At 56.0% G+C, this 12,420-nt stretch carries 9 protein-coding genes; 6 read left to right on the top strand and 3 right to left on the bottom strand.

What is annotated here, in order from left to right; translation table 11 throughout:
• Window positions 1-2,014: DUF1553 domain-containing protein (locus ABX962_RS17420; RefSeq protein ID WP_372721312.1), on the top strand; the 2,014-nt coding region annotated here is incomplete at its 5' end.
• 115 nt (window positions 2,015-2,129) lie between these two features.
• The gene (locus ABX962_RS17415; RefSeq protein WP_372721311.1) at window positions 2,130-3,431 is read left to right on the top strand and encodes a DUF1501 domain-containing protein; all 1,302 of its coding nucleotides are present in this window, start codon (window positions 2,130-2,132) and stop codon (window positions 3,429-3,431) included.
• Window positions 3,432-3,442: 11 nt separating this feature from the next.
• On the opposite strand, the gene ABX962_RS17410 is transcribed toward ABX962_RS17415, so the two are convergent.
• On the bottom strand, window positions 3,443-4,420 hold the full coding sequence (locus tag ABX962_RS17410; RefSeq protein WP_372721310.1) for a DUF502 domain-containing protein: 978 nt from the start codon (window positions 4,418-4,420) through the stop codon (window positions 3,443-3,445).
• A gap of 108 nt (window positions 4,421-4,528) precedes the next feature.
• Window positions 4,529-5,419 (bottom strand): ComF family protein, encoded by an 891-nt coding sequence (locus tag ABX962_RS17405; RefSeq protein ID WP_372721309.1) that lies wholly within the window; start codon window positions 5,417-5,419, stop codon window positions 4,529-4,531.
• Window positions 5,420-5,672: 253 nt separating this feature from the next.
• Between ABX962_RS17405 and ABX962_RS17400 the strand changes: the two genes are divergently transcribed.
• The 3 genes from ABX962_RS17400 (at window position 5,673) to ABX962_RS17390 (ending at window position 8,278) form a co-directional block, all read left to right on the top strand.
• A complete protein-coding gene (locus ABX962_RS17400; protein WP_372721308.1) occupies window positions 5,673-5,987 on the top strand; it encodes a hypothetical protein in 315 nt (104 codons plus the stop codon).
• Between the two features lie 372 nt (window positions 5,988-6,359).
• The gene (locus ABX962_RS17395) at window positions 6,360-6,959 is read left to right on the top strand and encodes an RNA polymerase sigma factor (protein WP_372721307.1); all 600 of its coding nucleotides are present in this window, start codon (window positions 6,360-6,362) and stop codon (window positions 6,957-6,959) included.
• Window positions 6,960-7,261: 302 nt separating this feature from the next.
• Window positions 7,262-8,278, top strand: coding sequence for a DUF1559 domain-containing protein (locus ABX962_RS17390; RefSeq protein ID WP_372721306.1), 1,017 nt, complete (start codon window positions 7,262-7,264; stop codon window positions 8,276-8,278).
• 115 nt (window positions 8,279-8,393) lie between these two features.
• Here ABX962_RS17390 and ABX962_RS17385 read toward each other — a convergent pair whose 3' ends face one another.
• Entirely contained in the window at window positions 8,394-9,752 is a 1,359-nt protein-coding gene (locus tag ABX962_RS17385; protein ID WP_372721305.1) for a PQQ-binding-like beta-propeller repeat protein, read from the bottom strand.
• 319 nt (window positions 9,753-10,071) lie between these two features.
• Between ABX962_RS17385 and ABX962_RS17380 the strand changes: the two genes are divergently transcribed.
• A partial coding sequence (locus tag ABX962_RS17380) for a hypothetical protein (protein ID WP_372721304.1) occupies window positions 10,072-12,420 on the top strand: 2,349 nt, incomplete at its 3' end.

Here is a 12,420-nt window from a genome sequence, read left to right as displayed (position 1 = left end):
GCTTCCGATCCTCCGCGAAAACTGTTTTCGGTGTCATGGTGAAACCGACGAAGGTGGTTTGAAACTGGACAGCCGTGCGTCATTGTTGTCCGGCGGTGACTCGGGCGAACCGGCGATCGTAGTTGGCGATCCTCATGCGAGTCAGCTGATTGCACGTTTGATCACGGACGACGAGGGCGAACGCATGCCGCCGTCCAAACCGCTGGCTAAACGCGATATCGATCTGCTGACAAAATGGGTCTCGCTCGGCGCCCGTTGGGACGAATCGATTGATCCTGCGGCACTGCTAGTGGGTGACCCGGTCGAAGACGAAACGTTCTTGCGACGCGTTTATCTCGATACAATCGGGACTCCGCCGAGTGAAGCCGAATCGCGAGCCTTTTTCGCCGATCACGATGCGAATAAACGCTCGCGGGTGATCGACCAATTGCTTCACGATCCACGCTGGGCCGATCATTGGATTAGTTACTGGCAAGATGTGTTGGGTGAGAACCCGAATCTGTTAAAGCCATCGCTCAACAACACGGGACCCTTTCGTTGGTACCTGTACGAGGCACTGCGTGACAACAAACCGATTGACCGGATGGTCACTGAATTGGTGATGTTACGCGGCAGCCAGCGAGAGGGCGGGACTGCGGGGTTCGGGATGGCGGCGGAAAACGACGCTCCATTGGCATCACGCAGCATCATCATGGCGTCCGCGTTCATGGGGATGAACTTGCAATGTGCTCGTTGTCACGACTCGCCCTACCATGACACGACCCAGCGTGATCTGTTCTCGCTCGCCGCGATGATGTCGCGAGGCAAAGTGACGGTGCCTAGCACCAGCACGGTTGCGCCGGGGTTCTTTGAAAAGAACTCGGGCCGAGAATCATTGATCAAGGTCACGCTGAAACCAGGAGAGCCCGTCGTCCCCGAGTGGCCGTTTGATCAATTCGTCGATGTGGCAGTCACGCCTGATGATCTGGTTCAAAACCCGTCGGACACACGCGAGCGGTTGGCGGTCGCCATCACCTCGCCGCTGAATCAGCGGTTTGCCGGCGTGATCGTGAATCGACTTTGGAAGCGGCTGATTGGGGCTGGTATCGTCGAACCGGTCGATGACTGGGACTCGACGGCGCCGAGTCATCCCGAAATGCTTGCTTGGTTGGCCGATGAATTGGTGCGAAATGACTACGACATGAAGCATGTGGTTCGCTTGATTTTGAACTCGGATCTGTATCAACGCCAAGCGATTGGGAACAACCGAATGGCCGAACCGAAGCATCGCTTTTTTGCTTCGCCCGATCGACGCCGGCTGACGGCCGAGCAGGTGGTCGATTCGATGGTCGCGTGTTCAGGGCGTCCGATGGATGTCGAGGAGTTATCGTTTGATCCCGAGGCCAGACGTCCTGCGACGACGATGGTCAGCATGGGCACACCGCGGCGTGCTTGGATGTTCGCAACGCTGTCGAATGAACGAGACCGACCAAGTTTGGCGTTCCCTCGTGCGACGGCGGTCGTCGATGTGCTCGAAGCCTTTGGATGGACCGGGTCACGCCAATCAGCGATCAGCGAACGGGACGTCGAGCCGAATGTGTTGCAGCCGGGCGCGATCGCCAACGGCGTGTTTGCCTCGTGGACGGCATCCGCATCGAACGCCAGCGAGTTGGCGGAGCTGGCGGTGACGACGCAAAGCCCGCAAACGCTACTCGAATCGATCTATTTGCGTTTTCTGACACGAATGCCAACGACGGCAGAACGAGACGCGTTCGTCCCGGTGCTGGCCGAAGGATTCGATTCGCGATTGGTTCCTGCGAATCAGATCAGCGAGCCGGTCTACCCGCCGATGTTGGGGCGGGTTTCGTGGTCCAACCATTTAGCGGCGAAAGCCAACAGTATCAAAATGGAATTAGAGCAACGTGCACGTGAAGGCGACCCGCCGGATCCGCGACTGGTGCCCGCGTGGCGCGAGCGATACGAGGATGTGGTGTGGTCGGTGTTCAATTCGCCCGAGTTTGTTTGGATTCCGTAATGTTGATTTACTGGGCCAGACGCGTAAGCGGCCGCATAACTTGGACACCGATGACAGGCTAGGAAGCCTATCCCACATTGGCTGGAAACCTATTATCTCCCATTTGAAAACGACCATGACAATCGATCGCATGAAACTGAATCGCCGTAACGCAATCTCGCTGGCTGCGGGTGCCGCTTGTTTGCCAAGTTTGTCGGCGTACGGCAGCGAGCAAACTTCGCCGATGCCACTTGGTAAAGCGGAGCATGTGATCTCGATTTGGCTGGGCGGCGGGATGGGGCAAATCGATACCTTTGATCCCAAGCGTCGAGGCGATCCGAAAACCAAAAAGCCAGGTTCCTACTACGACGCGATTCCGACGGCGGTCCAGGGGGTCGAGGTCTGTGAACATTTGCCGACGCTGGCGCCGTTGATGGACCGCGTCACCGCGGTTCGCACCGTCCATCACGATGTGATCGACGAACATGCCGCCGCATCCAACCGCATGCATACCGGACGACCGGTCACCGGGACGGTGGTCTATCCGTCACTCGGTTCGATTGTCGCGAATCAAAAGGGGGCCGTCAGCGACGATGCACCGCCCTACGTTTTGATCGGCTATCCAAACGTTTCACGAGGCCCCGGATTCTTGGGGGCTTCGAGCGGTTACTTGTATTTAACCGACACATCCAAAGGACCCTCGGGATTGTCACATCCCTACGGCATTCAGTCGGATCGTCAATCGCGTCGCGAGCAATTTTTGGCGACCACTCGCAATGCCGCTCGCCACCGTTTTGCTGGCGACAAGAAACTGCTTGACTACGACGATGCGTTGTCGCAAACGTTGAAGCTAAGCGGCCCCGAGTTCAATCGCGTGTTTAAGTTGGATGAGGAATCGGACGACCTTCGCAATCGTTATGGCGGCGAGTTTGGTCAGCGGTGTTTGTTGGCACGTCGCCTAGTCGAACGAGGCGTGCGTTTTATCGAAGTCTCGCACAACTTGAACTTCGTCAACGGAACGGGCTGGGACGTCCATAACGCGGGGATTGTGAACCAGCACCAATTGATCCAAGATTTGGATGTCGCGATGGCGACGCTGATCCACGATCTAGAAGCTCGCAAGCTGCTCGATAAGACGCTGATTGTGATCACCAGCGAGTTTGGACGCCCGCCTCAATTTGATGGTGGCGGCGGACGAGGGCATCAAGGCAAAACATTTACCTGTGTGTTGGCTGGTGGCGGTTTAAATCACTGTGGTGCCTACGGCGAAAGTGACGAGTTGTCGCAATCGATCGTGAAGGATCCCGTCAGCGTGCCCGACTTTTTTGCGACGATCCATGCGTCGCTGGGGATCGACCCCAGCAAGTATCTGTACGACGGAGACCGCCCCGTACCGATCACCGACAATGGGGTTCCGATCGCCAAGCTGTTTGCTTAAGTCCGCGGTTTTTATTTGCGTTCTTGGGTGATTGAGTTGGGCTTGATCACCGACGCGGATCGTAGCACAACCGGCACGTCGTAACGCTGTTGCGGTGGAACCACGACGCCACAGCTGACGACAAACTGGATCGCTTCGTCGATCGTCAGATCCAAATCGATCGCTTCGCTGCGTTTAACGGTCACGGTAAATCCGGTCATTGGCATCGGGCTGGTCGGCATCAGCACGCTGAGCATTGGTTCGCCCGTGGCCAACGAGATCTCTTTCATGCTGTTGCCAGTAACAAATCCGCGCGACCAGATACCTTGCCGCGGGTACTCGATCGCCACCACGCGATTGAACTCGATCTCGCGTTCGCTGAAGGCAAAATCGGTCACTTGCTTTACGCTGCCGTAAACTTTGTTGACGATCGGGATTCGTAAGATCGCCGCATCAAACGAGCGGACAAACCAATGCCCCAGTCCGAACGTGAACAAGCGTCCGACAAAGTACAGGATCGTCAGAAAGACGATCAGGAACACGGGGACCACGATCGAGCGTGGCATGTAAACGACTTCGACGTAGCGGTGCCAAAACGCATTCGCGCTGGCTGGGGCTGCGGTGTACGGTCCAAAACGATCGGCGTTTTCGTTGACCACCTTGACGACATATTCGGGCAGAAAGCGTCGACCGGTGGGATCGGGAACATAGCGTTCGCCTTTGTAGGAAAAACCATCCAACCGACGCGCGCCGGTTGCCGTTGCTCCCTTGGGCACCTGAGAGAACGTTTTGCTGTGGCTGACGCCTTTGACAATCGCCGATCGAATGCTCGATTCAATCGGACCTAGGACGTAGCTTTCGATCGTGCTCCAGGCCCAAATGAGTACCGCAATCGTCAACAGCGGAGGAAGCACGACGCCCAGTCCACGAAGGACGGCACGGCGGAATCCTCCCGCACGAGTCGGCTTGAACGTTTCGATGGTTTCCGATTCAGAATGAGTGGGTTGCATGCGGGTCGATAGTTATAGGGGCCGACGCGGTCGTCGGAAATTTTTAAATGGGTTGTAGCTTAAACTGCGGCCACCGTGAACGGAAAAATCGCAGTACGGCGAGAGTCATCACCCCGCTCGGACGGCCCGGGCAACCACCCCAATCGTCACTTTGGGGGCTCCGCCCTGACGCAGCACTCCGGCTACCTCGTTGGACGTGGCTCCGGTGGTGAAAACATCATCGACCAATAAAATATGCTGATTCGTCAAATCTGGCGACCGGAGCACACCATATCGTTTTCGGATTTCGAACGCATCACGAACATTGTGAACACGATCTTCATTTTCCAGCCAGGCTTGTTTTGCGATCCGGCGGGAGGCTCGCAGCAGGGGAACGCAGGGAATACCAAGTGTCGAAGCCGCTGCGGTGGCGATCGTGCGGACCCCAATGCCGCCACGTGACCATTGGCGAGTGAAGTACGAGGGGACAAAGGTGACCAGCGTCGGCAAATCACCGGCGAGTTGATCGGCTAACACCTTGCCGAGTCGCCGCCCGAGCGCGTCCGCCAGTGGTGATTGGCTGACATATTTGGCCGCCACCACCGCGTCACAGACGAGTCCATGGTACCGCCACATCGCCACCACCCGGGCAAATTGGAACGTTTTTTCCTTGCATTGCGGGCATTGCGGCGAACCCAAATGCTGGTTCCCCCAATCAACGAGCGCAGTGTCTCCACCCTGGAAATCCGCGTTGTCTGCGGATTCGAGCTGCCGTTGCTGGCGGCCCAGAGGAAATCCACAGCGGCGGCATCCTCGTCTCATTTCGGCTTCCGATGCCGTCAGTGCCGACTGGCATATTTGGCAAAAATCATGCTGCGGTGGAACCAAACGACTGCACAGCCGACATGCGGGGGGGAAGGCAAGGTCGAGAATCGCGTTTTTTGCAGAAACGGCTCCGGAGCGGACGGCACCACCCACGAGACGGAATTTTGTGATCGTTCCGGCCAGCAATGTCGACATTTGGCATCACAAAAAGTTTTTACGAAAATCCAGCTTTTTTGATTTTACCCCTGAACCTGTGGTCGATGTCGATGTCTAAGTCATCGTTACCACGGACAAGATCCGTGCCACTGGAGGTTTTCCAACTGGATTTCCTCTCCTGGCGAGGGTATTGTTCACCTAGGTAACGGTCAGCAGAGAGTTCTGCTGACGCGTAGTTCTGTTTTTTTCCTTTGCTCCGCCGCCGCACCCTCGAGGTGCCGGGAGGATTCAAATGCGTATCGAATCGATCACAGCAATCGTCACACGTTTCTTCGTCGTCAACGAAGTCCGTGAGATCCGTAGCGCCGTATCGACCGTCGTCGCGTTTGCCCTCCATTCATGGCTAGGGCGGATGCTTCTGGGGATGTCGTGTTGCACGGGTACCCGCGCGTTGACGTCCACATCGACGTTATGGCTGAATCAACTCAGCCATCATGACTTGATGTGGAATGCCAGCAAACGTGGGCTTAAACCCGGTAATCCGCTGTGCCACCTACAAGTGGCGATAGCGGCGGATTATCCAGCCGGCGGTATTGGCAGAGGCTAAACCCCCTCTTTCCATACCCGGTTAGCGCCCCGCTTGGACCACGGCAATGCCGTGATCATTCGAGGTTCTCGACCGCCAAAGCTGGTAACACCTCCGCTCGGTTTCGCGACTCATCAAATTCTCGCTTGCGAATTTGATCGATTCACGAAGCGATCCGGCGATTGTTTCCCTCGTTTGACTAAGGAAATTTGAGCGTCTTCGTTCTGTTCTTTGATCAAACGCCCCAGAACCGAATCAAACCTTGGTACTGCTGCATACAGGTCCTGTGGTCTTTTCCACGCCCCCGTTGTCGCAGCAGCCACAACCACCTTTCCTCGGCGATGGCCTAAACATCGCTACCGTGCGTGGTTGATTTTCGGAAGGACCGAAAACATGAACATCACTGAAAATAGCTTCCTTGACTTAAAGACCCATCTCAGCACGGCCACCGTTGCCGAACTCGTTTTGGCTGTACAGAACGGCGACCAAGACGCTTTTGGCGAATTGTTCGAGCGTTACCGAGGCGGAATCGTCGCACTGGCAATGCGACGCGTTCGTAATGCCGACGAAGCCGAAGAGCTCGCGCAGGACGTCTTTATCCAAGCGATGCAAAAGATTGATCAATTGCGAGTCCCCGAGGCTTTTGGGGGGTGGTTACGCCGAATCGTGCATCGCATGGCGATCAATCGAATGACGCGAAATCGAACCGCAATCGCGTGTGATCCCGAAACGCTCGAAGCGACTTGCTTCGCCGTCGGGACTCCCGATTCGTTTGCCGAGGATCGTGAGCAAGCCGCCGTGGTTCGCGACAGCATCGATCGATTGGGCGATTTGGATCGACAAACGCTGAAGGCGTTTTACTTGCACAGCAAGTCGTTGATCGAAATGAGCGACGAATTCGACGCTCCCGTCGGAACGATCAAACGTCGTTTGCACGTGGCTCGAAAACGATTGCAAAAAGAAATGGAAGAGGGCGTGCTACAAGCCGTCTAAACGTCGGGCGGCCGGAATCATACACCAGTGATTCCGGCCGTTCTTTTTTTTGCGAGGGTTCCAGAAGGAAATATTGGTGCTTTCGACTCCCTTCACGCTAACGAAGCGGAGATTCAGGCAACAAACACGCTGTTTTTACTCATCTTGCAATCGCGGGGACGGGCATTTTTAGCCAATTCTTTTTCGCTTTAGTGGTTGCGAATAATCAGGTCAACGACTAAATTTCTCCTTGTTGCGACTGATTCTCAATACCAACTCACCGGCGTTCGCTAACGAATAGCCACCTATCCGGAGAAATCGATATGGCCAAAAGTGCACCGCGTCACTTTGGATTTACGCTCGTCGAATTGCTGGTCGTGATCGCGATCATTGGCGTTCTCGTAGGACTTTTGCTACCTGCAGTCCAAGCCGCTCGCGAAGCCGCTCGCCGCATGAGCTGTAGCAATAATTTGAAGCAGATTGGTTTGGCGGTTCACAATTATGAATCGGCGACCAAATCGCTGCCCGCAGCTTGGTCACCTTCGGCGACGACCGGTGACGGATGGTCCACGCAAGCTCGCATCTTGCCCTATATCGAAGCGATCTCACTTGCTTCGGCAATCGATTTTGGCGCGGGCTACGGCGGAGCGACGCTACAAGTCGATGGCGTGGCCGTCCCGATCTCGAGCTACCGCGTACCGACCTACTTGTGCCCGAGTGAGCCAAACGACACGCAGCGTATGGGCACCAGTGGGCCGGAGCACTACCCACTGAACTACGGCTACAACGGTGGCGTTTGGTTTACTTACAACCCCAACGACAATTCGATCGGCGACGGATCATTCGCAGCCAATCGCTACTTGAAGTTTCGTGACTGTTTGGATGGTCTCAGTAACACTTTGGCGTTTTCTGAAGTCAAAGCTTGGACGCCTTACTATCGGGACCTTTCGCAAGCCGGAGATCTCAGCAAACCAACGCTGCCAAGCGAAATCTGTACGCTGGGTGGTTCGTTCAAAACCGACACCGGGCACACCGAATGGGTTGACGGACGCGTTCATCAAAGCGGATTTACGACGACGTTCTCGCCCAACAAGAAAGTGCTTTGCAGCGAGAATGGCATTGAATACGACGTTGACTTTACAAATTTTCGTGAAGGCAAGACGGCGACTGCACCGATTCCAAAAACCTACGCCTCGGTCACCTCGCGAAGCTACCACGTGGGCGGCGTGAACACTTGCTTGATGGACGGTTCGGTCCGCTTCGTTACCGATTCAATTGATCTTGATCTGTGGCAAGGCTTGTCGACCCGAGCAGGTCGCGAAGTCGTTGCGGTACCTTAAAAAAAAAGCAGCCGCGACCAGCTGCCGTTTCAAATAATAAAAAACGCCTCGAGGAATGCATTCCTCGAGGCGTTTTTTTATGGGAGCGTGCGAAATGGGTAACGACGTTAAAACGTTACTTCTCTTTGCCCGACACACGATAAAGGTAATCGTGGGTGCGGATCAGCAACGAATCGCCTACCGGCACAGGGCTGGCGACGGTGAAGGGTTCATTGTCGGCGAGTTCGTTGGTGGCGACGAGTGCGGGATTTTCAGCATCCAACGGGCCGACAACAAAGATCACCCCGTCTTCTTGCGTGACGTAAAGATGGTTTCCTGCAATCAGCGGCGAGCTGCTGTAACCCTGGCGAGACTTGGGTAGTTGGACTTGCCATTTTGCTTTTCCGGTTTCGATATCCAAACAGCTGATTTGGCCGCGGTTGGCTTTGCCGTCGCCGACGAGGTAAAGATTGCCGTTCTGGGCAGCGGGGGTAGGGACGTCGCTGCCAAGGTCGTCCCGGAACCAAATAATGGCTTCGTCGCCTTTTCCTGCGACCAGCATTTTCATGTTAACCGTGGTGAGCGTTGCACCACGAGCATAGGGGCAAACGATGATTTCGCCCACAGCAACCGGCGACGAGATCGAGCGAAAGAATTTTTCGCCATCCGGATTGAACCCGCCTAAAATTCCGACTTGCTTTCCGTCCTTGGCGTTGTGCAGCGTCAGATGATCGGCGCCCATCACGGCGATCATCGGTTCGCCATCGACAGAAACGTTTAGCGGAGTGGCATAGCTTTGAGCCGCTTCCTCGGGTGCGTCGAGCATCCGCTCGGTCCGCCAAAGCTCGTCGCCGGAGGTTTTGTCAATCGCGACCACATAGCTGGGCCCACTTTGCATGACGGCGATCACGATCGCATTGTCGGTCAACAGCGGTGAGGTGCCCAGGTCCCACCAGAGTGTGTCTTCGCCATATTTTTCTTGCAGATTCAGCTCCCATTTCACGTTGCCATCGGTATCAACACAGGCCAGGTCTCCACTGCGAAAATAGGCATACACGTGTTTGCCATCGGTGACGGCCGATGGGTTGCTACCGCTGCCTTTGCGATGTTTATTTCCGCGATCGGTTCCCAGTTGCACCGACCAGCTGGTTTTTCCCGACTTTAAATCGATCGCGACAAGGTGATTTTTGTCTTTGTCGCCGTAGGTTAGGTAGGCATGCGAACCGGCGATGACCGGGGTGCTGCCACCGGAACCGGGCAATTTGACCTTCCAATCGACTCCTTGGGATTCACTCCATTGGGTCGGGAAGTGATCCCCCGAAGCGACTCCGTTCTGGTCAGCGCCGCGCCACTGGGGCCAAAGTTCTTCGGCCACACAGGTCGTAGGCGAGGCACTGCCCATCGGGCCGAACGCCGCGAAACCTGAGCCGACCAGCGACGCTGCGGTGAGGGAAGCCGCGGTGAAACTGCGGCAAATCAAAGAAAGCTTTCGCATGAGGAAATTCACTTTAAAATGGGTGGGGTGGGAATGGCAGATGGGGCACGTCGATCCGACACAAAAACGTGCTACGACGGGGCATCTGTGAAATCAAACGCGAGAGGCGATTTTTTTTACCTCTACAAGATACGCAATGCGACGGAGGGAAACAGGGTGACAAAATCCTTTGATTCAGCCAAAAACGCCTAGAATAGCCATCGGGAAGATGCTGGCTTGGGTAAAATTTTAACCATATCGGTGCATCACGTGTCGCGGCATGGGCGGCTAACACTGCCACTAAAAAAAACTCTTTCATCCAAAATAGACGCGTCTCTTCATGACTCCAATAACCGGCGGTCAATCATTGCGGTATCGAATCGTAGCAAGTGGATCGAAAGCGATCGAATCTAAAATTCTCGCGGCAACGTCGGTGAAGCCAGCACCGCCCGTTGAAACACGAATCGTTACCGCAGCATGTCGCGAGAGCTTGCGCCGCGTGAATCGGATTGGCTGGCCGCCGACGCAACGCTTATGTCTGCTGTTGGTGCTGCTCTATCCGTTGGCGTTCGCCGCACCGCTGAAGGCCGGACCACGCGAGGGCGGACCGCGTGATGGTGCCTTACGTGAGGGTGGCCCGCGTGATGGCGGCGACCTGGTAACGGATTCCCCACGCTCCGTGACGGGCGATGCGGTCTCGATCGAGCAATTGTCGGACGACCGTTACTCACGACGGCAAGCGGCGATGATGCAGATGTGGCGACTGCGAGAAACGTCGCGGCAAGCGGTCCAAGACGCCGCGCGTCATCCCGATCCGGAAGTGGCGGATCGAGCCAATTGGATTTTGCGGCAGTGGCGACGCGGTGCTTTGCCCGAAACACCTCCGGAATTGGCAAGGTTGCTACAACAGGACGACGACCCCTCGGTGCTCGAGGAATTGCTCGAAGTCGGCCAATTTGGCGCCGTCGTCGTGGCGGTCGAAGAGTCCGCGGGGACGGCGCAGCGAATGCTGTTAAATCAACGTTTGGCGGCGGCACTGAATCGCCGTTTCCCCGTTTATGTACGGCGGGCCTATCAAGATGATTTGTTGATGGATTTGCTCCGTTTGGTCGATCTTGTCGCCGATTCGAAAGAGATGGCGGTGTGCCGAGTTCAGATGATGCAAGAACTAGGGCTCGATATCGATGACGCTGGTTTGTTGCCTCAGGCGGCTGAGAATTGGACACCGATGGTCCGCAGCGAAGCGGAAATTGTTGTGTTGGCGGTGTTGGGGCGTATGGACGATGCCATCGCACGAGCCAAGAATCATGGAGACGAATCGCTGCTTCGAATTTGCCAAATGTTGGTGGGGCAATGGCAGGCGATTGCAACCGAGACGGCTCGCCAAGCGGCCCAAGCTGCGGAAAGGTCCGCCGAGCGAAGTCGATTGTGGTGCCAGGCGTTGGTGGCTGCGGACCGAGCGAACGATGAAGCCATTCGAACGCAAGCGGTAAAGGAATTGGTCGACCTACCGGTTACGGTAAGCGATGCCTCGGTCGACCTGCGATGGAAGTGCTTGGCTAGCCACGGGTACGTTGACGAAGCGATCATCATTTTGGCTCGCAGCGAAGAGCTCTATGATGCCGTCAAACGGCCGCGTTCGGATTCTGCAGCGGTGGTCGCCATTTCGGCGGCTCGCACGGATCGAGCCTTTGAAATATTGGGTTATCCCTACCGCGACGTGGATGCGAATTTGCAGACTTGGATTGCCGAGGCGATCGAAGAGCAAACGCAAGACACGATGGATGCGAAAACCCTTGGCGTGACGCCAAGGGTCGCTCCGAAATTAAATCGTTTGCTGTCGCTGATGCGTTGTTTGTTAGCCGTGGGGCGTGAACAAGCGGCGTGGACGATCGCCCGTGATTTATCGGACTCCGATACCATTGTCGGCAGTCAACGGATTCGCGACACGGTGCTGATCACGTTGCTGGTCACCAATCGTGACGATTGGATGGCTCGCTTGGCAGTCCGACCCGGCGAGAGTTCGTTGTCCAGCGAGACGCAGCGGTTGATTGTTGCGTCGCTTTCCGACATCGATTCGAAGACGTGGGAAATGATCCTCGAGTCGATTTCGGTGATGATGCCGACAACTCCGGTTGATCAACGGGTGCAGATCGCATTTGATTTGTGTCGAGGTGAGGTTCCGGCGGCGTTTGAGGATGAGAAGCGTTATCAGCAACTCTATCAAACGCTGACATCCAGCCAAGATTATTTTCCTCCGGCGGGCCAGCGTTCGCTCGTTCGCCGCTCGCTGCCTCGTCGACTCAACGTTCAACTCGCGACCTTCTTTTCGCAGCTTGGTCAAGCCGAGATCGCCAGCGAGATTTTGGCGACGCTTGCTGCCGGTGGCGATATTTCAGCCACGTTTTCGATTGCCCAGCGTGAATTAGAATTGGGCCGCGCTGAAAGTGCGTTGACCGGTTTCGACGGTGTTTGGAAATCGGTGGCCGCGACTCCGCGTCCGGCGTTTTCTGCCGCTACGGTTCGCTACATTCGTCAAAATCCTGAGCAGATTCATTACGCGGCCAAAGCGACGGTGGGCCAGTGGATTTTGGCGAGACGCCAGGGCCATTTAACGCAGGCGGAAAGCCTCGAACGCCAATTGCGATTGATGTTGTGTTCGCCTGCGATGGAGCTGCGCAGCGAACTG

The organism is Novipirellula sp. (assembly GCF_041583735.1).
GTDB lineage: Bacteria > Planctomycetota > Planctomycetia > Pirellulales > Pirellulaceae > Novipirellula.
Note: the sequence above shows the minus strand (reverse complement) of the source record. Positions and strands in the feature narration are given on the sequence as shown.

Excerpts from the sequence above, each read along its gene's own strand:
- ABX962_RS17415 (WP_372721311.1), top strand. The coding sequence starts at position 2,130 with ATGACAATCGATCGCATGAAACTGAATCGCCGTAACGCAATCTCGCTG.
- ABX962_RS17410 (WP_372721310.1), bottom strand. The coding sequence starts at position 4,420 with ATGCAACCCACTCATTCTGAATCGGAAACCATCGAAACGTTCAAGCCG.
- ABX962_RS17405 (WP_372721309.1), bottom strand. The coding sequence starts at position 5,419 with ATGTCGACATTGCTGGCCGGAACGATCACAAAATTCCGTCTCGTGGGT.
- ABX962_RS17400 (WP_372721308.1), top strand. The coding sequence starts at position 5,673 with ATGCGTATCGAATCGATCACAGCAATCGTCACACGTTTCTTCGTCGTC.
- ABX962_RS17395 (WP_372721307.1), top strand. The coding sequence starts at position 6,360 with ATGAACATCACTGAAAATAGCTTCCTTGACTTAAAGACCCATCTCAGC.
- ABX962_RS17390 (WP_372721306.1), top strand. The coding sequence starts at position 7,262 with ATGGCCAAAAGTGCACCGCGTCACTTTGGATTTACGCTCGTCGAATTG.
- ABX962_RS17385 (WP_372721305.1), bottom strand. The coding sequence starts at position 9,752 with ATGCGAAAGCTTTCTTTGATTTGCCGCAGTTTCACCGCGGCTTCCCTC.